This window comes from Anaerocolumna cellulosilytica (assembly GCF_014218335.1).
Taxonomy (GTDB): Bacteria; Bacillota; Clostridia; order Lachnospirales; family Lachnospiraceae; genus Anaerocolumna; species Anaerocolumna cellulosilytica.
Genome location: NZ_AP023367.1, coordinates 1,691,714 through 1,716,096, shown reverse-complemented (window position 1 = coordinate 1,716,096; position 24,383 = coordinate 1,691,714). Strand labels below are relative to the sequence as shown.

At 38.8% G+C, this 24,383-nt stretch carries 17 protein-coding genes; 4 read left to right on the top strand and 13 right to left on the bottom strand.

The genetic code is table 11. From position 1 onward, the window contains the following. Nucleotides 1–208: 208 nt before the first annotated feature. Complete coding sequence (locus acsn021_RS07455) at nt 209–907, top strand: DsbA family oxidoreductase (RefSeq protein ID WP_197978598.1); 699 nt, start codon at nt 209–211, stop codon at nt 905–907. Nucleotides 908–1,012: 105 nt separating this feature from the next. On the opposite strand, the gene acsn021_RS07450 is transcribed toward acsn021_RS07455, so the two are convergent. From acsn021_RS07450 to acsn021_RS07400, 11 genes are all read right to left on the bottom strand, one after another. Next, entirely contained in the window at nt 1,013–1,915 is a 903-nt protein-coding gene (locus tag acsn021_RS07450; protein ID WP_184093538.1) for a phosphotransferase, read from the bottom strand. 211 nt (nt 1,916–2,126) lie between these two features. Next, on the bottom strand, nt 2,127–4,784 hold the full coding sequence (locus acsn021_RS07445; protein WP_184093537.1) for a glycoside hydrolase family 28 protein: 2,658 nt from the start codon (nt 4,782–4,784) through the stop codon (nt 2,127–2,129). 113 nt (nt 4,785–4,897) lie between these two features. Next, a complete protein-coding gene (locus tag acsn021_RS07440) occupies nt 4,898–6,004 on the bottom strand; it encodes a TolB family protein (RefSeq protein ID WP_184093536.1) in 1,107 nt (368 codons plus the stop codon). Between the two features lie 270 nt (nt 6,005–6,274). Then, on the bottom strand, nt 6,275–7,738 hold the full coding sequence (locus acsn021_RS07435; protein WP_184093535.1) for a sensor histidine kinase: 1,464 nt from the start codon (nt 7,736–7,738) through the stop codon (nt 6,275–6,277). After that, complete coding sequence (locus tag acsn021_RS07430; RefSeq protein WP_184093534.1) at nt 7,728–8,423, bottom strand: response regulator transcription factor; 696 nt, start codon at nt 8,421–8,423, stop codon at nt 7,728–7,730. The genes acsn021_RS07435 and acsn021_RS07430 overlap by 11 nt, the downstream gene beginning before the upstream one ends. Before the next feature lie 180 nt (nt 8,424–8,603). Continuing rightward, nucleotides 8,604–9,395: a glutamate racemase gene (murI, locus tag acsn021_RS07425; RefSeq protein ID WP_184093533.1), complete on the bottom strand. Its 792-nt coding sequence runs from the start codon at nt 9,393–9,395 to the stop codon at nt 8,604–8,606. A gap of 205 nt (nt 9,396–9,600) precedes the next feature. Further along, nucleotides 9,601–10,608: an alpha/beta fold hydrolase gene (locus acsn021_RS07420; protein ID WP_184093532.1), complete on the bottom strand. Its 1,008-nt coding sequence runs from the start codon at nt 10,606–10,608 to the stop codon at nt 9,601–9,603. A gap of 51 nt (nt 10,609–10,659) precedes the next feature. Next, nucleotides 10,660–11,268 carry a TetR/AcrR family transcriptional regulator gene (locus tag acsn021_RS07415; protein WP_184093531.1) on the bottom strand — a complete coding sequence of 203 codons (609 nt, stop codon included), beginning with the start codon at nt 11,266–11,268 and terminating at the stop codon, nt 10,660–10,662. A 176-nt stretch (nt 11,269–11,444) separates the two neighbouring features. After that, nucleotides 11,445–12,059 (bottom strand): sugar O-acetyltransferase, encoded by a 615-nt coding sequence (locus acsn021_RS07410; protein ID WP_184093530.1) that lies wholly within the window; start codon nt 12,057–12,059, stop codon nt 11,445–11,447. A 391-nt stretch (nt 12,060–12,450) separates the two neighbouring features. Beyond that, nucleotides 12,451–12,981: a BsuPI-related putative proteinase inhibitor gene (locus acsn021_RS07405; RefSeq protein ID WP_184093529.1), complete on the bottom strand. Its 531-nt coding sequence runs from the start codon at nt 12,979–12,981 to the stop codon at nt 12,451–12,453. 117 nt (nt 12,982–13,098) lie between these two features. Then, on the bottom strand, nt 13,099–13,833 hold the full coding sequence (locus acsn021_RS07400) for a FadR/GntR family transcriptional regulator (protein ID WP_184093528.1): 735 nt from the start codon (nt 13,831–13,833) through the stop codon (nt 13,099–13,101). Nucleotides 13,834–14,124: 291 nt separating this feature from the next. On the opposite strand from acsn021_RS07400, the gene hypB reads away from it, so the two are divergent. From hypB to acsn021_RS07385, 3 genes are read left to right on the top strand one after another with little or no spacing between them, the layout of a single operon-like run. Continuing rightward, nucleotides 14,125–14,793 carry a hydrogenase nickel incorporation protein HypB gene (gene hypB / locus acsn021_RS07395; protein WP_184093527.1) on the top strand — a complete coding sequence of 223 codons (669 nt, stop codon included), beginning with the start codon at nt 14,125–14,127 and terminating at the stop codon, nt 14,791–14,793. Continuing rightward, nucleotides 14,781–17,468, top strand: coding sequence for an FAD-dependent oxidoreductase (locus acsn021_RS07390; RefSeq protein ID WP_184093526.1), 2,688 nt, complete (start codon nt 14,781–14,783; stop codon nt 17,466–17,468). Before hypB ends, acsn021_RS07390 begins: the two co-directional genes overlap by 13 nt. Nucleotides 17,469–17,471: 3 nt before the next feature. Further along, nucleotides 17,472–17,813 carry a hydrogenase maturation nickel metallochaperone HypA gene (locus acsn021_RS07385; RefSeq protein WP_184093525.1) on the top strand — a complete coding sequence of 114 codons (342 nt, stop codon included), beginning with the start codon at nt 17,472–17,474 and terminating at the stop codon, nt 17,811–17,813. Nucleotides 17,814–17,962: 149 nt separating this feature from the next. Here acsn021_RS07385 and tnpA read toward each other — a convergent pair whose 3' ends face one another. Together tnpA and acsn021_RS07375 are read right to left on the bottom strand one after the other, a co-directional pair. Next, complete coding sequence (gene tnpA, locus acsn021_RS07380) at nt 17,963–18,433, bottom strand: IS200/IS605 family transposase (protein WP_185264924.1); 471 nt, start codon at nt 18,431–18,433, stop codon at nt 17,963–17,965. Between the two features lie 211 nt (nt 18,434–18,644). Beyond that, complete coding sequence (locus acsn021_RS07375; protein ID WP_184092564.1) at nt 18,645–24,179, bottom strand: S8 family serine peptidase; 5,535 nt, start codon at nt 24,177–24,179, stop codon at nt 18,645–18,647. Between the last annotated feature and the right edge of the window lie 204 nt (nt 24,180–24,383).

Below are 24,383 nucleotides of genomic sequence, written 5' to 3'. Positions count from 1 at the left end.
AAAGTAATTTATATTTACAAAAAAGAAGGAGAATCCTCTCCTTCTTTTTTGTATAAAAACATTTCTAAAACACTTACTCTGGCGGGCTTGTTTTCTTTCAGCTAATATGCTATAACTGAAGTAACCAGACTGTCTGTTTGGGATAATAAGCTAACAATTTGTATAACTATTCTGGCTTGCAATGCAGACTTACGTTAGGAGTGATGTTTTGAGTAAAATAAAAATAGAATTTTTTCATGATGTAATTTGCAGTTTTTGTTTTCCCATGTCATATAGAATGAGGCAGTTGCAAAATATGATGCCTGAAGTTTCCATTGAACACCGTTCCTTTGCTCTTGTTAAAACTGTGCAGGATTTTAATAGTATGTTTGGATCTAGAGACAAAGCCAAAGAAGAAATTTTGAGTCATTGGGAACATGCTAACGAGAACGATGATTTACATCGTTTTAATATATCTGGAATGCGTAAAGCTTCCTTCCCCTTTCCCTCTTCCATGAAAGCTCTGACAGCCTGCAAAGCTGCCTATTTTACAGCCGGTGATACGGGATATTGGGATGTTTTTGACAGTCTTCAAAATGCACTTTTTGTACAAAACCAAGATATTGAAGACGAAATGGTGATTTTTGAATGTATTAAGAAAACAGATATGGACTTCGAACAATGGAAACAGCATTATCAAAATCCCCAAACTCTAGAGGCAGTTGAACAGGACCTCCCTCTTGCTGAAGGTTATGGTATACACAGTGTTCCTTGTCTGATAGTTAATGGAAAATATAAGATAAGCGGTGCTCAACCACTTCCTCAAATTATTAAAGCTATTAATAATATTACAGAAACACTGGAAACTAAAACAGAGACCCCTGGTGCGTCCTGCCGATTGGATAATGGTAAATTTCAGTGCGACTAATCCTATAAGTTTAACCATACATTCATAGAAAAAAGGGATGCTGCAACTTAAATGTTGCAACACCCTTTTTTTCAACCTTCTAATGCTCACTTTTCACAAAATAAACTAGTACGAATTCATAATAGTACGTGTGATTTTCTTTTCCTGTTGCCGAACCAGATGATATAGCTCCAAAGCATCTTTTGCAAGGGATTCATCTTTTGTTCCAGCAAAATATACTGCAAATAAAATTTCAATACTTTTCATAACCGTTGTTATATGCTGCTTTTCTATTTGGGATAAAGATATATTTACTTCATAGCCCCTTATGGTTTCAGAAATGATAGCAAGCCACTGCTCTTCTCGGACATCCTGTCTGCATTCTTCACATAAAACTCCTAAAAGATAATAAGCAATATCAAAAATCCTTATATTCTTCTGGCTCAAATCAAAGTCAATATATCCTGAGAATACACCCTCTTCAAATAAAAAATTTCCAAAATGAACATCCCTATGGATTAGCTGGGTAGGAAGCTGACTATAAATTCTACATAATTCTTCTTTTGTATTCTCATATTCTTCTTTGCTGATATCCTTCCAACCTCCCTCCTTTAGTTTGTCATATATCCAGCCGTTCATTTCCTCTAAAAGACTATTATCCCAGAATGAAAGTTTTTCTTCGCATTTTAATAAAGCAAGATGTAATCTGCTGATCGTACTTCCCATTAGATAAGAGATTTCTATAGGATTCTTTTTTAAATCTTTTATACTGCCTCCCGGCAGCTTCCTGTTCATAACATAATATTTTCCTTCTTCGGCAAGGTACTCCTTCCCGTCTTTTAACGGAATTACCTCTGCAACAGGTATCCCTTCATTGTGTAGCATTTTAAGAATCGTTAAATTACGTTCCAATTCTTCAAGCTTATCATAAATCTTTACAACATACTGATCTGATATATTCCAAACTCTGCTGTGTATCTTGCTAACCTCTCCTTGCATTCCCCAGTGTAATAAAATTTGTTCAAGCATAAATTTACCTCTTTGCCTTCTTTCTCATAATAGTGAATTGGGAAACTGTCATCCAACGTGATGAAAAAGAACGTTTCGCAATTGCTTATATTTCATAATATCATACTATAAAAGAAAAAATAGCTTAACTTCATTTGTGTAAAAAAGATAAGCAATGGGCACCGGATTTTTTACCGGTGCCCTAGGTCATGGAACTTATCAATTCAATTGTTTATATATCCAGAACTCTTATTGCAACTGACATTTCCTCCGGTATAATTCCATCATCTGCTATAAACCTTACAATATACGGTTCCTCCCCGGCTGCCTCCTTAGATGGAGTCCAGTGAAATACACATGCTTTACCTGGAGTAAATGCTGACGTATCAAAAACCGCCCCCTTCGGTAATGCTTTTGCATATAATTTCATCGGCTGACGGTTACCCTGTACTGTATAATCCTTAACTGCAAGAGACTCATTATAAATTTTTCCGTCTGTTTCAAATAATGAAGTTTCAAAGGCGGGTTGTCTGGCAATTATATCTAAGCTAAGTGTTTCTCCGGCTCTGACCGTCTGCTCCGGTACTGTTAAGAAAAACGGACGATAAACAGTCTGAGGCAGCGGGTGTTCTGCCGTAGGGTTTGAAAAAGCATAACCATGTGCAGGAATCGGAACCGTTTTATAAGCATACAATCCATCTTTTGGAGTACCGGGGGCCGGAGCATTTACCGTTACTGTTTTTACTGTCAGGGCAGGTTCAATTTCAACATCTTCTACATTCGTAGAATGATAGGCATAATCCGGTACATATTCAAGACCGGCAGGTCTTTTAAATTCATTTTTTACAAAGACAATTTGCTCCACTTCCTTTGCATAATCAACCTGTATGTTCTTTAAGCCTCCATGTATTACATCATCCAGTACGATTGGATATCTGGTATCTTCTACCATAAATTTAAACTCAATCTTATTAAGATACAAATTTTCTACATGTCTTGCATAAAGACCATATGCCGGCAATATTCCCCAGTTACTAGGTTCGGGATAAACTTCCGGAAGCTCCGGTACATTAAATGGAGCATCCCGCCAGACTTCTTTGCTATTATCCCATTCTGCCCTTGGAAGCAGCCCCTCATTCTTTAGGAAAAAAGTATTAATCAGCCAGGGCAGGGACTGGATATGTGGTTTTTTCTTCCCATTCTGCCTATATTCCCAGTTTGTATTTAACTGCCTTTGTTCAACGGCATCCTTAAGAGTTAAACCACCTCTGTACTCTACCTTTACATTCTCAATACATACATTTTTAATACGGCTTCCCACCAAGCCCATGATTTCAATGGGGTAACGGGGATCTGCATTTTTAACTATTATATTACGGATAACAATATCATGAACCGCCGCGATGTGGTCACAGCCATAAGCATTAGCATACAGGAAAAGCTGTTCTTTTTTTAGTTCTTTTTCATAATCAGGAATATATTGCAGTGCAGAACTATCAAACTTTAAGGCATAAAACGTTCCGCCTTCCTCGTGATAATTCGCAGGGTTTAGATTGCATGGCTCTTTTTCATCCACAATATTAAAATAGGAATGTCCGTCAACGGATACTCTATGCGTCCTGTTATACGAAGGCAGATAGCGTTTTGCAGGATAAGCCTGATACTCCTTCACTGCCGGCAATACAAAATTAATATTATCAAGACGCACATTACGCTCCCTGTTTGTATCCGGAATAATAGTGTCATCCTTGGTGTTACCTGTAACAGGGAAACGGCCTCTGTCTCCTGCCTTAATAAATATAGGTGAACTGCTGATATCCTCTAAAGTAGAATCTTCAAAAATAATATTACTCAAATCCGAGCCATCCACTGCCTCCAGCGCAAAACCCCGGGATCGCTTAAAAGCTACACGTCTGACGGTTACACAGTCATAGCCGCAGGTTGCCTCTGTACCAAGTTTCACTCTGGCGGTAGGGCCGCACCGATCTGTAGCGATCAGCTTATCCGCCGTATAAGTACCAGAATAAACAGATCCCATATCATAACCACTAACCTTACAGTCTTCAATTAATACATTTTGTAAAGGCATAAAAATACCACCGCCATAAGAAGCCTTCATAACAATAGCATCATCGGTTAGGGAGTTAAACGTAGAATTTAAAATAGTAACATTCTGGCAACAATCCACATCAAAAGCATCCCTGTTTGTATCGACTAAGATATGATTTACAAATAAGTTTTTAACACAAGTTGTAATAATTGCAAAATGTCCACCTGCTACTATAGAAAAGTCACATAAAGCAACATTCTCACATCTTACAAGAGCAATAGCCTTATTGCCGAACCATTCTCCTTGATGGCCTGCACCAGAACGCCTTATTGGGTCTAGCGGATCACCGCCCATTAATACATGTTGCAGTTCTCCTTGATCATTTAAAAAACTGCCGTCTATCAAACCAGTACCGTATATCATGACATCCTGTATATCCACTCCGTATATCAGACTGTTGGCAAAATACGTATGTCCATGATCTTGTAGCCCTGTATAAAGATTTACCTCCGGTTCCAGATAATTACCACCTTCACCGGTTTGCAATTCATAGGAATTCGTTATATCTGTCTTAGCAGCATGCAGGATACTGCCTTCACTTAAATATAGATTTACACCGCTTTTAAGATGTATGGTATATACTCTGAAATCCCCTTTAGGAATAATGACGGTACCGCCCTCTTTGGATGCACTTATAATTGCATTGTTGATTGCTGCTGTATTCTCTACAGGAGTTTTCTTGGTACCTGCACCAAAGTCAAGAATATTAAAACTCCTGTCCTCCTTTCGCAGGTATTCTTCCTCAAAGGGGCAGCCTGTTGCTTCTTTTACTTGAAACATAATGTCCTCCTGAACAAAAAATTCTGTCTTCCCTAAAGAATACAACATAATTCCAAGCAAAGCAACACCAAAACACATAAAATAACGGTTTCATAATTAGCTGTTTTTAACTATTACTGTAAAGAATCCTCTAGGTGAACAATACTGCTGTTATACTGTTTTCCATCCCACTGGGTAAATGCAAATTCCTTACCGGAAGGACTAAAACTGGTTGTAATTCCTTCCACATCTACTGCAATCCGTGTGGGTTCACCCGTCAACAAATCATAGAGATATAGCCCGCTGGTTCCTGTGCCGCTGCCTTCCCCTTTCATGCTGTAAGTAATCATTCTCTGGTCAGGAGACCAGGATATGCCTCCTAATTCTAAGCCTTCCGCAATGGTTTTAATATTACTTCCATCCATATCACAAAGCAATAAGACTTGTTGAGAACCATTATATTGTAAAACCAGTATCTGCTTTTCATCAGGAGCAGGGTATACAGAAAACACGTTGGCAAGATTCAAACTTACCGTTTCCTTGGTTGTTAAGTTTAAAGCCATAAGGGTATTATCATCGGAAGTATTGTAGTAAATTGTATCTTTTATTTGTTGTACCACAAAAATTGCTTTTTCCTCTAATTCCTTTATAATGGTTATTTTACCGTCTGTACTGGCGGTATAGGCACCACTCATATAACCTGCTCCAATTACAGTATCCTTATCAGCCCAATTTGCACTGCCTACATTTCCAACTGGCTCACCTATAATACCAAAACTCTTTCTGTTCTCAAGGTTTAAAACATAATAAGATGGATCGCCCAGGCTATTGCCGTAATATAACAGATTTTTCTTGTCAGAGGATAATTTTGCACCTCCTAAGTTAAGGTCTGCATCTTCTTGTAACAGCTCATACTCCTTAGTTTTAAGATTATAAAGATATAGGCTTCTTGGATACGAATCCGATAATTCCGCCAGACTCATTTTCTCTAATGTTTCATTTTCCTTAGATACAATTACGGTATCTGCATCCAGCCAATCCGTAATTTCGAGTTTCTCATAAGGATCAATTCTTATTACATTAACACCCGTATCCTTTACTTCACTTTCCGGATTATCAATAATTGTAAGGGATCCTCCGGGTTCCTTAACTGTTACTTTCTCTCTTTCTGCACTACATCCTGTAGTCGCTAATAATAAAACCAGCACACATACTGCTTTCGTTATTTGTATTTTTTTCATAAAATACCATCCCTTTCCGATACCTGCACACTTTGGTCGCAGGCAAATGTTATGTGAAAATTACTTTTCAATCCAGTTCACATTGTAAGCCATATCGGCTTGCCATACTGTCTAGATAAAAATTGAAGCATGTAACTTAATATTCAATTTAATCGCCTCCTCGATATATAGATTATCAAGAATTTATTTCAGTATAATATACAATTATATATATCCTGTTAACAATTGTATCTAAAATGTAAACATTCTATAGGAATAGGGAATATACTTCTACGCTTCATCTGTGATTGCTGGAAAGGTAATTTTAAAGCTGGTTCCTTCCATTCCGGTATTTAGTAAACTGACAGATCCCCCCATGGATTCTGTATGTTTCTTAACAAGTGACAACCCTAAGCCGGCCCCTCCATTCTCTCTTGCTCTATTTTTATCAACTGTATAAAAAGGTTCAAACACTTTTTGTACAAGTTCCTCAGGAATACCAATCCCTGTATCTGCTATTTCTATAAATACCTGATACCTTAACTCATACGTTTTTACAAAAATTTGCCCATTGGTTTTGTTGTATTTGATGGCGTTATCCAGCAGATTTATCAACACTATTACTAAGCTGTCTTTATCCCCTTCTATATAGATATCCCTAAGTTCCGCAGAAAGTTTAATACCGAACTTATCCATTCTGCCCTTTAAGCTGTTTATCACTGTTTCTAATATCTGCTTAACGGCAAGTTTCTCAAGCTTTAGTTCGAAATCATATTTTTCTAAAGCAGATAACTGCAAAACCTTATCTACCATTTCATACAAACGTCCGGTCTCACTTTTTATATTGGTGATGGCCGTCTGTAAAAGTGCCTCATCGTCAGGGTACATTTCTAACAAATCAATATAGGCCTTAATTGAGGTTAGAGGTGTTTTAAATTCATGGGTTACATTACCAATAAATTGTTTCTGCTGTATATCAAGCTGGGACAATTTGTTCACAGCAAGCGTTAATTTAACTTCTTCCTCTTTAAGGCCTTGTATGGTTTTTTGAATCTGACCGCTCATGGCATGGATTCCCTGACTTAACTTTCCGATTTCGTCCCTTCGTTTTAAAATTGTAGTTGCATAATGACCCTCTCGTATTTTATCCACCATTTTATCTAGTTTTATAATGCCCGATGCAAAAGCGTTAAAATATATATTACCGATTAAAAAACTTAAGAAAAATACAATTGCACCTATATAGATAAATAATTGCCGTATATTGTTGTAAAATGACTGGTGTTCAGACAAGGAATAATAAAACTGTATTACACCAAGCTGTTCATTTCCGGCTATTAAAGGAGTCAGGTAATATAAGGAATCTTCTATCACCAAATAGGCTGTCTTATTGTCTAATGCATAGTCCAATGCGTGCTTTATACGGTCTGACTCTGTATCTGTTACCTTTTTACTTATCAGCTTCCCTTGCTTGTCATACAAAACCAAAGTCTGGCCGCTTATTGATTCCAACTGCCGGGCAAATTCCTGCCCCTTTGCAGATAGAAAGGTCTGTGGTACCTTGTTTTCTTCCGATAAAATTCTCTGGATAAAGTACGTGTTTGCGGTTTTTGCCTGCTGGGATAAATATTGTTCATATTGATTTTGTTGGTTACTTTTTATGCCTTGCAGTACTAAAAGGCTTAAGAAAAATACAACAAGAAGCAGTAATGCCGCAAGAAAAAGGCTGAATTTTAATTTTATGCTAATTTTCACTGCTGCCCCCTATGGCTTTGTAACCTATTCCATAAACGGTCTGAATCACATCTTCGTATTTCTCACCAAGTTTCTTTCTAACCCGCTGCACATGTATATCCACGGTGCGGGTCCCTCCTATATAGTCAATCCCCCATACCAAATCAAGAAGCTGTTCTCTTGTGTAAACCCGCTCAGGGTTAGCCAATAAAAGAGCAAGCATATCGTATTCCTTTGGAGTCAAATCAAGCATTTTGTTTTCAGTAAAAGCGGTTCGTTTATTTAAATAAAGTATAATACCTCCCAGACTGACCTTAGCAGACTCCTGCTTCTTTTCTGCTTTCTGTATTCTACGCAGCAAAGATTTCAAACGTGCAAGTAATTCTCGCATATCAAAAGGTTTGGTTATATAATCATCCGCCCCCAGCTCAAGCCCTAGTATTTTATGGACAATATCCTCTTTTGCGGTTACCATAATAACCCCTATACGCTCTTTATCCCTTAGGTGCTTAAGAATTTCATATCCGTCCATCCCAGGAAGCATAACGTCTAAAATAATGGCATTTGGACGGAATCGGGATATCATTTCCAAAGCAACTTCGCCATCATAAGCCACCTCGAAGGTATAGCCTTCTCTTCCCAATGCATACGTAATTGCATCCGATATCTTTTTTTCATCCTCTATTACCAGAATTTTTTCATTCATTGATTATGACTCCTTTCTACGGAAAAAGTATCTATGTAATATAATTATCCTTATTTTACAAAAATATTATGTTATACATAATCTCTACTCTGGTAGTAATATCCTTTTGTTTAACCGGATAAAATAATCAATACATTGTTTTTGTTATATATGCTGCTTCCCCTTTGCTATATAAGAGTATCAATCTGATACTTTATTTGTACGTTCCAAGCACCTCATTAATTCTTTATAGTTATTGAGTCTTATTGTATCTTCTACTCTGATTCCTGACTCGTAGTATGCAATCCTTCCGCTGCCCCCTCCCAAAGAATGCGAGTCCGCCAGTATTCTTTTTAAATTATTAACAGTCCCTTTGTTTCCGTCAATCACACTAACCTGCCTTGGAAGTATTTTATAAAATATATTTTTATAATATGGAAAATGCGTACAGCCCAAAACAACGGTTCCATATTGATTTAAGTCATATAAAGACAACTGCTCATGCAGATACGGCAATACAGTTTCCTCATCAAACACCAGCTTCTCAGCGAATTGGATTAATCCCGGCAGTGGTAATAAATCCACAATATGTCCTTGGTCTAACCTTGCTATAAGATTCTGCAATTTTTCTTCTCTTAATGTTAAAGCAGTGGCAGTTACTAACACTCGTTTGCTCCTGTCCTGATTATTTCTAACAGCAGGCTTTACAGCCGGTTCCATCCCTATAACAGGCACATTGTATCGGCTTCTTACCTCTTCTATCGCCACACTCGTAGCCGTATTACAGGCAATAACAATAGCTTTCACTCCCTGATTAATCATACACTCCATGGCCGTAAAAATATATTGTTTAACCTCTTCCTTGGGTTTTACTCCATAAGGAACATTTTTAGTATCTGCATAATATATATAATCCTCATCAGGTAATATCTTTAATGCCTCGTGTAGTACTGTTATACCACCAACACCTGAATCAAAAAAACCTATCCGCATTTCTTCTTCCTGTTATATAATGTATCTGGCATTATATTGTCCTTCCCTGTATTTTATATCCATTGAATCTCGTTCGTAAATCCACTTTTACTATTTTATCACATCTTTCATTTATTTTCAGCCTGATTAAACAAAAAAACTCTTTGAAGCTGACTTAATTCCCACATAAGGGTTTTAGCAATACTTCAAAGAGTTCCTTATTTCTTTATTTATTTTTCCCTTCTTCCAGGTCTTGAATCAGGTTTTTTATAATATTCCGAACTAATTCTGGCTCTTCCTTCATTATCATATGACCGCTATTTGCTGCCTCTATAAACTCGCTGTTATCAGAGATGGCAAGCATGCCAAGCTGCCCGTTTCTCCATATTTCTTCAATCTTTTGTCCGGATTCTTCAGAAATACCAAAAGCTTTATAATCTGGGGGGAGTCCCCGTGCGATTACTTTCACCGGAAGCCTCCCTAACTGCTGGCCTCGAATTGCGTCCTCTACATCACCTGAGAGCTTCCCTTCTTCCTCCACAGCATGAAAATATTTTGGTGTAGCAATAACATTTATAAAAAGTTCTCTTTCCTCAACAGGAACCATGCCCTCTAATAAATAATTTTGAAAAAACCGCATGATGCCCGCTTGCTTTAATAAAGATAATACATTGGCTGAGGGTTTTTGTACATAATTTTCCTTGGCGTATATGGGTGCTGTCTGCTCCTCATCCTCCTCTGGTCTTGCATCAACTAATACTAACCCTGCTACTTCTTCCCTGTATTCTTCTGCAAACAGCCTTGAATACATCCCCCCCAGCGAATGTCCGACAAGAATATAAGGACCTTTAATCCCCTCCTGCTGTAACGCCGTATACAATTCCTGAACAATATGATACCCTGATCGTTTCGTTTCTGCTTCTTCACTCCAGGCATAACCTGCTCTGTCATAACTAACAACTCTTGCAATAGAAGATAGTTGCTCTGGTATGTCTCCCCACGATAAACTAGTTTCGCCACTGCCTGCTTCAAATATAACTGTAAATGCACCCTCTCCTTGTACATTCAGATGAAGGCTATAGTTACCTGCATCTACAAGCTTACCCGGCATAGGAAATTCTTTTTTATTCATTCTAAAAGCAATCGCTTCATAAACAAAACCTGCAATAATAATAAGAATAAAAAAAGCTGCGGTAATTCCTAATGCCTTTTTTATCCTTCTGTGTCTTTTCATTTGTATTTTTCTCCTTTCAGCCTAGTTCCCACATTTCCACAATTCTAACTTCTAGTCAGTCAAATTATTTGTTAATTCCCTTAAGTGTTGATCTAATATAGAATGAAATACATCACTTGTCATAGTATCCGGTGAAACCATTCGATGAAGAGATAAACCGTCCAGCAAAATATGCAGTCTCTTGGCCTCCATTGAAAGCTTCAAGCCCTTTTTTAGTAACCCTGCCTCCTCTAATTGTTTTAAAAGGGTTAGTATTATCAGATGTATGGCTTCATACGTACTCTTACTTATTTTATTTAAAGACGATTCATGGAACGCTTTAACAGTCAGAGACAGCCAGACTTCCATTTCCAATTCCTGTTCCTCATTTACCGGCATAAGATTCCATAATATTTTTTTTGCATTCTCAAGTGTAACGCTGCTTATCTCGTTACTAATACGTGTAAATCTGTCTTCAACACGTTCAAAAACCATATTCATTGCAAACTCTAATAATTGGACTTGAGAACTAAAATAGTGCTGTAATGCTCCTGAAGATATTCCTGCTTCTTTCGCAATATTGCGTACCGATGCATTCTCTATTCCTTCTCTTTTTATTACCCTCCATGCCGCTTCTGCAATACTTTCCTTTTGATTATCATAATTTATAATTTTAGGCATTCCATCCCTCCAAGACAAATAACAATTAATCTTTTCACAATACAACTGTATTATATAATACAGTTGTATTTTTTACAAGTACTTCTGTAACAAATATTTTTATAATAATTGCATACAAAAAGACCATCTGTTATTCTTTCACCAATTACAGATAGCCTTCTTATTAGATATTTTTATTATTCAGTATAATCCTGTACATCAAATTCTTTATCTTTGTAATAGTATTTTCTGTCTTCTTCCGTTATTGCTCTTATAACTTTACAGGGATTCCCCACTGCAATTACATTATCCGGTATATCTTTCGTAACAACACTACCTGCTCCGATAACAACATTATGGCCGATTGTAACACCAGGATTAATCACAACATTTCCGCCAATCCATACATTATCACCGATTGTAATAGCAATACCATATTCATAGCCTGAATTCCTGGAGTCCGGATGAATGGGATGTCCCGCCGTATAGATTGATACATTGGGTGCAAACATTACATTCTCTCCGATTATAACTTTACCTACATCTAATATGGTACAGTTATAGTTAGCAAAAAAATTATTTCCGACTTCTATGTTCTTTCCGTAATCACAATGAAATGGCTGTTCAATGTGAATGTCTTCACCCGCTTTGCCAAGAATACTCCGAATTAGTTCTTCCGCTTTCTTCTTCTCATCCGGACGTATCTGATTATATTCATATATCTTTAATTTGTTCTCCATTCTTTCTTCGCTTAAACCATCCAGCCATGCCTTATAAGGCAAACCTGTGAGCATTCTTTCTTTTTGATTCATATATTAACACCTATGCCTTTCAATTTTTGACGACCTGTTCAAAAATTGAACAGGTCTAAACAGAACAGTTGAAACGTTCTTTTTAACTTAACTCCCATCTGTGTGATATTTATATTTAGACAATTAAGTAATGCTATCTGTTTAATCCCTGCTTCAAAATCTGAATTTAAGTTATTTGATACTATTATATCCGGAAGCATTATTTTTTCGGCTTCTGTAATGCTACTTTCTTTTGTAAAAGCAGAAATTGCAGGACTTTATAAAGTTTCTTTATTATATTTTAATCTTATCTTTTTGTCAACGAGTTAGCACATCTTTAAACTTAAAGAAAACCCATAACTTTTGTGTGGTCACACTATCAAAAGTTACAGGTTTTCTTGTTATAACGTTGTTATTTCACTTTAACTATATATCCATCAGCATTTATGAAATCTGCAGTTCCGGTAAGATATACTTTCATATATACTACTTTATCCTTGATATTCTCATACACCTCCCCAGACAAAACTTCTTTGTAGGACAGAGATTTTCCGGCTTTGATTTCTGTGGTAGATAACATCTGTATGAACGATTTATCAGCAGACCAGGTATATAATAGGTTCTTATTAGCGTCAAGAAGCTGGATATCAAATACTTGACCTGAGGAGTGTTCAATGGTTACATCCTTTTTCGTGTTATTTTTTATAGTGATTTTCATTTCAATAGAATCATCTTTCTTAACTGCCTTTGGCTTAACCGTCACCTTTTTTGATGCTGTTTTTTTCTTGGGCTGTTTTCCTAATTTCTGTTTGGTATTCGTTTCACGTGTTATTTTTTTGCCGGATTCCTCAGCCTTTGTATTTAGAGAGGCTTGTGCAAAATAATAAAAGCCCGCAAATAATATTACAACTGCTAGTATAATACCTAATGTACCTTTCTTCATATGAATGACCTCCTCGTAATTCTATATAGTATTGTTTGTATTTGCTGTTTACATACATTAGACGAGGGTCTTGTAGCTTTGGTTCCTGAATTTTTTAGTCTGATTATTGAGAACTACTTATTGAGCTGTTACGTTTTTTAAATCATTAGTTTTAAATATCTGGTGTCCTTCCGCTATTGCATCATTAAGACGTTTATCCGTACAGCTTCTTGCAGAAATCATATCTCTCTTCTTTAAACATTTATACAGACAAAGTACACTATCATAAAGAACTTCCTTACCGTAATATTGGCAGAAGCGTTTCCATAGCTGTGTCACCACCGGTTTAAAAGATATGTAAAGTAAAGGCATAATACTGTTCTGGCTGATAACAGATAGTCTATGATGAAAGGCAAAGGTTCCTGAAACCACTTCTTCAACATTTTTAGCCTCTGCTATTTCTTCTAGAAGCCCCTCTAATCCATATATCTCCTCATCTGAGGCTACTTTTATAACAGAATCCGTAACCAGATGCTCCAGTCCCCGGCGGACTTCCAGGATAGACCGAATCTCAGATTGGCCCAGTGTGTCTCCATGATACTCCATAATAGCATTTAAAGTATTTATATTCCCATTCTTTCCATAATCTGCTATAAAAACTCCTCGTCTTGGCAGTATCTCTAAAAAGCCCTGGTTTTCAAGCTCTGTAAATCCACTGTTAACAACTGTACGACTGACCTGCATCTGCTTGGCAAGTTCTCGTTCTGAGGGTAACCGGCTTCCGACCGTCAGTTGCCCTGATAAAATCTTGTCACGAATTTGACAGACAAACATATTCTTAAGACTGTGTGTAGTAAGTTTTTCAAATTCCATATGCTCCTCCTTCTTAATCTAGGACATGCGTTAAGTTTAGGCAATTGCAATGCAATACCCTCTTTTAGAACAAGTCTTTTCAAATCCTGGCTCTGGTCATACCAGAAACCAACTTCATTTTATCATATATTATTTACATAATTCAACATATTTTTCAGCAAAAATGACAGTTTTTTATAGTAATATTGCTTGTATTTAAGTAATATTCTATAATTATAATTGTTAAAAAATAAACTATATTACTATTTACTTATCTTAATCTACCGGTCTCATAAAGGAAGGAGCTATTATATGGAAGAATTCAAGATTTTGGAAATAAAGGCGAGTGTCTTTAAAGACAACGACCAGCAGGCACAAAAGCTTCGCCAGGAATTAAAAGAAAAAAACAGATATTTATTAAATCTTATGTCCAGCCCCGGAGCAGGTAAGACCACTACTCTGACTCGAACCATTTATGCCTTACAGGAGGATTTTAAAATAGGTGTCATGGAGGCTGATATTGACTCTGATGTAGATGCACGTACCATACAAAAGACCGGAGCTAAGGTTATCCAACTACATACCGGCGGTATGTGCCATCTAGATGCAGAGATGACCCGTCAAGGGCTTGACGGGCTGGATGCAGCAGATGCGGACTTAGTAATTCTTGAAAATGTGGGCAATCTGGTCTGTCCTGCTGAATTCGATACGGGGGCAGTGAAAAATGCCATGATTCTATCCGTACCGGAAGGGGATGATAAACCCCTTAAATACCCACTTATGTTCTCTATTTGTGATGTGGTCTTACTTAATAAAATAGATGTTATGCCGCATTTTAATTTTGACCTGGAAAAATGTATATTAAATATTAAATCACGAAATCCCCATGCGAAAATTATACCAATCAGTGCCTTAACCGGTGAGGGAATGGACGAATGGACTGACTGGCTTAGAAAAGAGGTTAATTTATGGACGAATTAAGACCTAAAATAGTAAAACTTGCAAAAATGGTTGGCGGTATTGCAGGAATAATGAATAAAATCGATGAAACCTCTCCGGAGTACTATTCTCTTAACTGTGTCGTGACAGATGATATGGCTGATATTGCTATGATTATCGGACTCCGCAAACCCCGCACCTTCGAATACATAGCAAAGCACTCTGGAAAATCAGAGGAAGAACTAAGAACCATTCTTAATCAGTTGGCCTATACTGGTGTAGCCAAGGTCTGGACGGACAAAGAGGATAATAAAGACCGGTATTTTGTTAATATATTCGCCCCCGGCATGCTGGAAATGATGGTAAATAACCGGGAACAACTTTCACAACATCCTGAAATCGGAAAAGCATTCGAAGAGTATACCAGACTCCGGCTTGCCCCCATGGCAGCCAAATTTCCTGAGGGCATGGCAATGATGCGGGTGATACCTGTGGAATCTGCAATTAAGGATATTCCGGATGTAAAACCCTGGGAACGCCTCTCTTACTACCTTGATAAATATGATACCTTCTCTGTATCTGATTGCTCCTGCCGACAGTCAAGACGGGTAATTGAAGAGGGCTGTGGTCATATGGAACATGAAATCTGCATTCAGATGGGAGAGGGTGCTGAGTATTATATCCGTACCGGCAGGGGACGTAAGATTACGAAGGAAGAAGCGAAGGAAATCTTAAAATTCGCTGAAGATAACGGGCTTATGCATGAGATGCCTCATACCGATGGTCTTGGAGAATCTGCGGCAATTTGCAACTGCTGCGGCTGTTCCTGCTTTTCTCTGAGACTTGCAACTCTTTTTAATACGCCGGATGCCATACGCTCTAACTTTACAGCTAATGTAAATAAAGAAAACTGCGTTGCCTGTGGCCAATGCGTAGAACACTGCCCTGTGAATGCTTTAACTCTTGGGCAGAAGCTCTGCTCTATGACTTCTAATCCAGAGAAAAAGGAACGCACCTCCAGAAATCACATTTGGAGGAAAGACGATTGGAATCTTAACTACCGGGAAAATCGTCAGGATGTATCTAAGGATGGAACTTCTCCTTGTAAAACTACCTGTCCTGCCCACATATCGGTACAAGGTTACATAAAACTAGCTGCACAGGGGCGCTATCTGGATGCACTGGAACTTATAAAAAAAGAAAATCCTTTCCCCGCTGTATGCGGTCGTATCTGCCCACATTCCTGTGAAAACGAATGTACCAGAGGAGATATCGATGAGCCGATTGCTATAGATGAAATCAAAAAGTTTATTGCAGATAAAGAACTAGATAAAACCATCCGATATATTCCTCCTAAGCGTTATAACCTGGGTAATAAAATTGCTATTATCGGTTCTGGTCCCGCCGGTCTCTCTTGTGCGTATTATCTGGCAATTGATGGTTATAAGGTAACCGTTTTTGAAAAGCATCATAAGCTTGGAGGTATGCTGACACTGGGTATTCCTTCCTTCCGCTTGGAAAAAGAGGTTCTTAATGCTGAAATTGATGTCCTGCGTGAAATGGGTGTTACCTTTAAAACAGGAATTGAAGTCGGCAAAGATATTACTCTTGAAAACCTCCGTAAGGAAGGGTATGAGGCCTTTTACCTTGCCATTGGCGCACAGGGCGGGAGAATGCTTAATCTCGAAGGAGAAGATGCCAAAGGGGTTCTTTCAGGTGTAGAATATTTACGAGGTGTAAGCCTTGGCATCCAGGAAGAGCTTACTGGTAACATAGTAGTTATCGGCGGAGGAAATGTTGCAATAGACGTTGCCCGAACTGCTGCCCGGCAGAATCCTAAGAAAGTCAGTCTGTACTGTCTTGAAAGTCTTCATGAAATGCCGGCACTGCCAGAGGAAATCTCAGAAGCCAAACAAGATAACGTAATTTTTAAAAATGGCTGGGGACCCAAACGTATTCTTACCAAAGACGGTAAAGTTACCGGTGTGGAATTCAAAAAATGTAACAGGGTTTTTGACAAGGAACACCGCTTTGCACCGATTTATAATGAGGATGATACGATAATCGTAAAAGCAGATGCGGTACTGTTGTCTATCGGTCAGTCCATAGAGTGGGGTAATCTGCTTACCGGAAGTAAGGCAGAACTAAGTGTTAATAATACCCTCACAGCAGATAGTTTAACCTGGCAGACAATGGAACCTGATATCTTTGCAGGGGGTGACTGCTGTACCGGTCCAAAATTTGCTATTCATGCCATTGCAGCAGGAAAAGAAGCTGCTATTTCCATACACCGTTATGTACAGCCGGGTCAGTCCCTTGTTTATGGCCGTGACCGGAAGGAATACCATTCTTTTGATAAGAATACTATATCCGGTTTATATGACTTTAACAAGGCACCAAGGCAACGTCCGAGACATTCTCCTGAGAAAAAAGGCAGCTTTTTAGACGACCGTCTTACCTTTACGGAAGAACAATTACAAGAAGAAACCAAACGCTGTTTAAGCTGCGGTGCTGTTGAAATAAACAGTTACATGTGCTTTGGATGTGGTATGTGTACTACAAAGTGCAAATTTGATGCCATACACCTTACCCGCAACTACAACTCTGTTCCAGATACCTATGAAAAACTTCCGGTTAAAATCGCTGCCAATGCCATTGTCCGTACCGGGAAGATTGCCGCTTCTTCTATTAAAGAAGGGCTTAGCAGAAGAGGTTAAAGTATGCACGAACTTGGTGTAATAAATTCAATGGTTCATACCATTGAGGGAATTATAAAAGAACAGAATCTGACCAAAGTACATAAGCTGGTTATAGAAGTAGGTGAACTCTCAGGCATTGTACCGCGATATCTGGAACAATGTTTTCCGGCTGCAACCTATAAAACCTTTATGGAGAAAACTGAGCTTGAACTTATTATTATACCGGGCATTGTGAAATGCAAAAGCTGCGGACGGGTATTTAATGCAGTATACAGTGATTTAAGCTGTCCGGATTGCAAAAGTTTTGACATGGAGATTTTAGAGGGGAATGATATGATTATTAAACAAATTGAATGTAGTTAATTTCCTATTTTAAATCAGGACCACCAGTGTGAACTGGTGGTTTGCTCTGTCCCTGTAAGGGACTAATACCGGCTTGGGCCTCAAAGGCCCTTCGAAAGTAAAGGCCCCAAACGCACCACTTTCACTAGCTAACCCTTACAAGGGCTTAATTATTTGCCTTTAATTACTGGCTCACCCGTAAACGGGTCGATATACTCTTTTAGTGTTAGTTGCTCTTCTGCTTGATCGTCCATGAGCTGATTTCGGATATATGCCTCTATTTTCTTTGCATTTTTTCCTACAGTGTCTACAAAATACCCTCTACACCAAAATTTTCGATTTCCATACTTATATTTTAAATTTGCATGTCTATCGAATATCATTAGCGAGCTTTTTCCCTTTAAGTATCCCATAAATTCTGACACACTAATGTTGGGGGGTATTCTCACCAGCATGTGTATATGATCTCGACAACACTCTGCCTCGATTATTTCTACGCCTTTTCTTTTACATAGTGTACTCAAAATGTTTGCCACATCTGCTTTAATGTTTCCATAAATTATCTGCCTTCTAAATTTGGGTGCAAACACAATATGATATTTGCATTCCCATGTTGTATGTGATAATCTGTTCTTATCCATATGGATACCTCCTTTGTTATTTTGGTGCGGTTTGAGACCCACACTTATTATAACAGAGGAGTTTTCTTATGAAAACGCTAGAAGCGACTGGGATCCACCGGCCTAGCCGGTGGTTTTTTAAAGACAGCCCTACAAAAAAGACGCATTACCTGCTGAACCTAAAAAGTCAGCTTGTAATACGTCCTTTTATTTTTCTCTATTGCTTTCTATCTTATTTTGTTACTTTAGGCTCGATAGGAACAATTGGTATAATGGGGGTTTCTGTGGTGTCCAGCTTATTCGGCAGAATAACTTTTTCTACAATATCTGCTTTTATCGTATTTTTATTATCAGTTTCCGTCTCAACAACATTTACAATTCCTTCAGCAGTTGCCGTAGTCTTATTTCCAGCAGCATCGGTATAAATCACTTCCACTACCAAACCACTGATTTTTGTGTTAGCCGGAGCTATCCAGGTACTAACATAATACCCAGGGGTAACCTCTGCCATGGAAACAGCAGCTACTTTTGTTACGTTAAATCCAGGGTAAACCAACCTGTAAGCAGCTTCTCCCCCTTCTTTACTTCTAAAACTTATGGTTAATACTTCTCCACCGCTTAAGGTAATATCCTGTGAAGGTGTCAGCTCTCTAATTGTCTGTTCTGCTACAACATTGATTTTACCTTCTGCCACAGCACTCACCTTATTGCCTGCTTTATCTGTAAATTCTGCTTCAATAGCAAGTCCGGTGATAACAGCTTCCGGCGCAACCCATGTACCTACATAGAAACCAGCTTCTACTTCTTCCATAACAATTGCATTATCTGCCTGAACTAAGCTTCCGCTTGGAAGCACCACTCTAAATGCTCCCTTTCCTTCCGGTTCACTTCTAAAGCTGACTGTTACAGTTTCACCCGGTGTTACAGAGATATCTTCTACCGGCTGTAGATCCATAATAAACGGCAAATCACTTTTAAGGATAACACGAACGGTCTCTTCTGTCACATTACCTGCCAAGTCAAATGCTTTTACTGTAAATACGTTTTCACCTTTACGTACAATCTTTTCTAATACAAAGGATCCATCAACGACTTCCACTTTTTCATCGTTAATTTCCACTCTATCAAAGTAATCGTCTTGTACCGTTCCAACAATATCTACTACTCTGTCCTTTGTTACCAAACCGTCAGCCGGACTGGTTATCGTCAAATGCGGTGCAACCTTATCTTTAATTACCAGCTTTCCGACAGAGGGTTCTGTTTCTTTCCCATTTAATTCTGAAGTTGCTGTTATTATACTTCTATCTTCCGTCAGTGTAATCTCTTTACGGAAGGTTTTATTCACAGAATTTACTTCATCTACTTTCACACCATTTGTATACAAATTAACCTTTCCATCCGCTGTTACTTTACCTTCTACCAGTATAGCATCTTTATTTGTGTAGTTAACCTCTTTCAAATTAGTGATATCGGGGGTATCTACAGAGTATTCCATTCTGGCCCTTATCATGAGTCCCCCTTCTGTATCTTCATCTGCCAGAGATTTGAAGGTGTCTCCGGCATACAGATAGGATCTGTCCCCATAAGGTGACGCTTCGTCAATTCCGGTTCCCGGTGAAGCAGTTCCTACTCCTGTCTGATAAGTTGCAATGAAGAAATCTCTGGCAGTAGAAAAACCAAATTCTGATAAATCAATATAATTCCATTCTCCTCTGACAATCTCAACAATCTTAGGCTGAACGTTCAATTTTACAGGATTTCCATTATCATCCGTATCATACAGTGTAATGCCGATTTGATTTCCGCCGGGGTTTGGCCAATCACTTCCCCAGAAGAATATATTCGCACCTTTTACTTTGCCATATTGTGCAGGTGTTACCCGAATTGCCAGCCCATTACCGACAGCATTCAGTACAAGAGCGTTTTCTCCGGTTCCGTCATCATAAACGATTTCTTCCTCATAGCCTACGAATCTCTTTAGAGGTATATCAACCTTGGAAGCCTCCCCTCCTGCTACAATAACGCTTACTTCACCCGGTTCAAATCCATCTGCAATCACTTTAAGGGTATAGGTTCCCTCATAAACATCAGTTATTGTAAATTCACCGTTTTCATTCGCAGTAGCAACCGGAATTTTAGAATCTTCTTTTACCCGGATAGCTGCAAATGACGCAGGTTCACCGGAATATCTGTCTACAACCTTTCCTGTGATTATGCCTTTTGGTATCTCCTGTAAGACAAAGTTCTTTCTGACGGTTTTATCTTCTTCTAAATGAACCGTTGCTTCTGACGGATAAAAACCATAGGCTTCTGCTCTTAAGGTCCAGGTTCCTTCATCTTCATTTACGGCATGTTTTAATTTATATCTGCCATCTGCCGGGCTCGTTTTTACGCTTCGTCCGGTTTCAAGAACCGTAACAACCGCATCAACTGGCAGCCCTGTAGTAACGGAAGAAATAGACCTAATAGCCTCATCGCTTACTGTTTCATATTTTGTAAGTTCAACTGTTTCGTTTGCGTTTAAAGTAAGCTGAAAATCTTTTACTTCTGTTTCTTTCTTGCTATCTGTAGAATTAAGTTCATTTTTACTTGTTTTTCTATCTGCTAAACCAATTTTTTGTGTATCCTCTTTTGCTGTATCAATTAATACATAATCGATATACCAGCCGGTTTTAACAACAGAACCATCAGAAGTTAGTAAAAATCTGATTTTTATGGTCTTTCCGGTATAAGAAGCGGCCAAAGGAATCTCTAAGTCATTCCAGTTTTTACCTTCTCCTGTAAAAAATCCTCCGGGGGCAATATCAGCCCAAGCTGACCAACTATCACCAGTCTTCTGTGCTATCTGAATATAACCTTTATCATATTTATTCTCTATTTCATACCATTGCCCAACTGTCAACACACTATTTTCATCAGCCGGTAACTGTATTTCAGGAGATTCAATATAGGCATTACTGCTATTTAGATAATTTCCTGCAAGACTTGTTGCCCATACTTTTTCGCCATATAAGGCAGCTCCCGGGCCGGATTTAGGTACTCCCCATTCCCAGGAATTGTTCGTACCGCCCGTTGTGAAGTTGCCGTTGTCATTCTCAAAGTCAGCCAGATATACATAAGCTCCCAGAGTTCCCACTTTTACACGAAGCGGTGCTGTTAAGGCACTTTCATTTCCGGCAAAATCAACAGTAGCAACTTTATAATAGTAAGTGCTGTCGGAGGTAATATCACTGTCTCCATAGGTTGTACCGGAAGTTTCTCCCACTACTGTATATTCACCATCTGCTGCATCGGAACGATAAATTTTATATCCATAAATATCATTGTCCGGTGCTGCATTCCACTTTAGGGCAACTGTACTAAATACTATCTTACCACTTAAATTAGTTGGTACTGCCGGTGCCTGGGTATCCGTTGCTATCAGTTTTGCATCATTAAGATACCAGCCCGCCTTTTGAACGGAACTGTCAGTGGTTACCCGGAAGGCAATAAATACCGGGTTTGGTGAACCGATATAGGAATTTAAGTTAATCACTACTTCCTTCCATACATTCTGCGTACCGGTATAAGCAGGTCCTACCTGTGTCCAAGTTTCACCAAAATCCTTTGTTACAAATATGGTTCCTTTGTCCCTGTTATTTTCGAAGTCAAACCAATGATTTACCCTGAATTGGGCAAATTCAAGATTTGTATTTCTTAAATCAATTGGTACGGATACTAATGCATAATCCCCGCTGCCGGAGTAGTTACCACTAAGGTTGGTTGCCAGCAACTTTGTACCGCTAAGAGGTGTTGGTCCGATACCGGTTGCGGGCTCACCCCACTGCCAGTCACCTCCTAATTTCCAACCTATGGGATAGCTTTCAAAATCCGTTGCATATTCATCCGGTACGGCTCCAAACTTAATTGCTACTTTGTATTCCTCCGTAGTTACAACGTTTCCATCGTAATCCCTTGCTTTTATTTTATAGGAGAATCCGGACTGCCCAATTATATCATCGGTTATGGTACCGGAATATACTCCGGATTTATAGTTACCAGAAACCTTTGTAAGGGGCAAGGTAACCCAATATGACTTACCGGTTGATTTTGCTAATAACTCAGTATCAATTACTGAGACATCATCTGAAATTTCTGCCTTAATCTGTATTCCTGAACCGGAATAGGTTTCAAATACTTCCTGGTTATGAAGTATTACTGGATTTTCTAAATCTTCTCCTTCTACTAGAACCTTTCCTTCAATGATTCCGGTACCGCCTGCTATTCTTGAAACTGCTTCAAAAGCATCTATAAGCCCGTAGCCATAGCCATGATTCGGGTAACCGGAATCATCTGAGTCTTCCAAAGGCACGGCAGTCTCCTTTAGCAAGGTTTCTACTTCTTCTATAGAAAGAGAATTGTTAGCGGATAAGATTAATGCCATGGTTCCTGAAACCGCAGGAGCTGACATGCTTGTTCCATCCCAGCCGCCTTCATAGCCTCCCGGAACAGAGGAGCGGATATTAACACCCGGAGCAATTACATCTGGTTTAAAATTTCCATAAGGTCCCGGTCCTCTTCTGGAGAAATCGCCTCTTTTATTATTAATATCTAATGCTCCTACTGCAAAGCTTTCAGGATAATTGGCAGGAGCACTTACTGATGCCGGGGGGGCAGGTGCATTACGTTCATTTCCTGATGAAAATACCGGAATAATTCCCGCAGCTCTCCAAGCCGTTACCATAGGTTTAAACCACTCGTCAAGACCGGAAGCACCACCCCACGAATTGTTTATAATGTCCGGAGCTGCTGCCGGGTCTCCGCCTGGTGCAAGCATCCACTCTGCTGCTGCTAAGATATTGCTATCGGAACCACCCGTAGGTGTAAAGGCCTTTGCTGCAATCCATGTAGCACCGGGGGCTGCTCCTATCTTATTACTTCCATCGGGCTCTTGTCCTAAAATAGTTCCCAGTACATGGGTTCCATGAGGAATACTTGCTTCATCTGCCGGCAATGTACTTCCGTTAATGGGGTCGTACCAGTTTCCCGCAGGACTTGGATTACTAGGATCATTGGGATTGTATCCCCTCCATTTTGTTCTGAGTGCAGGATGGTTCCAAGTAGCTCCGGTATCAATAATACCTACCACAACACCTGTTCCGTCTATTCCTAGACCCCAAACTTCATTTGCCCTGATTCTCTCTATATTCCATTCTACGCCATCTGCATTTGCCTGAATTTCTCCTGCATTCACTTTAGGCTCGTCTATTTTTACGATTTTGTTTTCATAGATTTTTTCTACTTCAGTCATGTAGGAAATATTCTCAATTACTTCCTTGGTTGCTTTTACGTAGATTGCATTAATTATGTAATATGGCTTATACTCAGTAAGAGTACCCTTTTCTTCTTCCTGGTCAAGGTACTTAATCAGCTTTTGCTGCGTATCCTCTGCAGTATCTTTTAAGGCACCGATGACCTCTTTTCTAACTTCTATCTTGCTTTTATATGGTGTCAGCAAAGAAGATAATTGGCTTTTAGCCTCGTTTGCAACACCCATACTGTCAACCTGACTCTTTAAATAAACGATTGCTTCCGCATATTCACCCTCAGAGACAGAATCGGTAAAATTAGCATCAATTTTGTGCATTGATTCTGTACGAAGTTCTTCCTTAACAGAAGAAATCGGACTCGACTGGTTACTTTCTGCAAGAGCGGCGGCTACTGTATTGAAACTCATGACAATTAGTAATAATACAGTTATTATCTTTCTTACTCTTCCCTTATTCATTTTAACTCCCATCTGCGACCTTCCGTCGCCATTAATCCATGCTGTTAGTTATTTTTATATTTTTTATTCAGTCATCCTGTGATGATGCCACTTGCAGCAATTTATACAATAGCAGAAGAAGTTTTGTCATATACCGTACTGGTTTACGGTACTGCCACAAGCAATTGTTGAAAGAATTGCATATGAATTACTCTTTATAAAATA

Bases quoted from the DNA above. Each gene is read 5' to 3' on its own strand.
- acsn021_RS07390 (WP_184093526.1), top strand. From the start codon at position 14,781: ATGGACGAATTAAGACCTAAAATAGTAAAACTTGCAAAAATGGTTGGC.
- acsn021_RS07415 (WP_184093531.1), bottom strand. From the start codon at position 11,268: ATGCCTAAAATTATAAATTATGATAATCAAAAGGAAAGTATTGCAGAA.
- acsn021_RS07385 (WP_184093525.1), top strand. From the start codon at position 17,472: ATGCACGAACTTGGTGTAATAAATTCAATGGTTCATACCATTGAGGGA.
- tnpA (WP_185264924.1), bottom strand. From the start codon at position 18,433: ATGGATAAGAACAGATTATCACATACAACATGGGAATGCAAATATCAT.
- acsn021_RS07405 (WP_184093529.1), bottom strand. From the start codon at position 12,981: ATGAAGAAAGGTACATTAGGTATTATACTAGCAGTTGTAATATTATTT.
- acsn021_RS07400 (WP_184093528.1), bottom strand. From the start codon at position 13,833: ATGGAATTTGAAAAACTTACTACACACAGTCTTAAGAATATGTTTGTC.
- acsn021_RS07450 (WP_184093538.1), bottom strand. From the start codon at position 1,915: ATGCTTGAACAAATTTTATTACACTGGGGAATGCAAGGAGAGGTTAGC.
- acsn021_RS07440 (WP_184093536.1), bottom strand. From the start codon at position 6,004: ATGAAAAAAATACAAATAACGAAAGCAGTATGTGTGCTGGTTTTATTA.
- acsn021_RS07410 (WP_184093530.1), bottom strand. From the start codon at position 12,059: ATGAATCAAAAAGAAAGAATGCTCACAGGTTTGCCTTATAAGGCATGG.
- murI (WP_184093533.1), bottom strand. From the start codon at position 9,395: ATGCGGATAGGTTTTTTTGATTCAGGTGTTGGTGGTATAACAGTACTA.
- acsn021_RS07445 (WP_184093537.1), bottom strand. From the start codon at position 4,784: ATGTTTCAAGTAAAAGAAGCAACAGGCTGCCCCTTTGAGGAAGAATAC.
- hypB (WP_184093527.1), top strand. From the start codon at position 14,125: ATGGAAGAATTCAAGATTTTGGAAATAAAGGCGAGTGTCTTTAAAGAC.
- acsn021_RS07420 (WP_184093532.1), bottom strand. From the start codon at position 10,608: ATGAAAAGACACAGAAGGATAAAAAAGGCATTAGGAATTACCGCAGCT.
- acsn021_RS07430 (WP_184093534.1), bottom strand. From the start codon at position 8,423: ATGAATGAAAAAATTCTGGTAATAGAGGATGAAAAAAAGATATCGGAT.
- acsn021_RS07375 (WP_184092564.1), bottom strand. From the start codon at position 24,179: ATGAATAAGGGAAGAGTAAGAAAGATAATAACTGTATTATTACTAATT.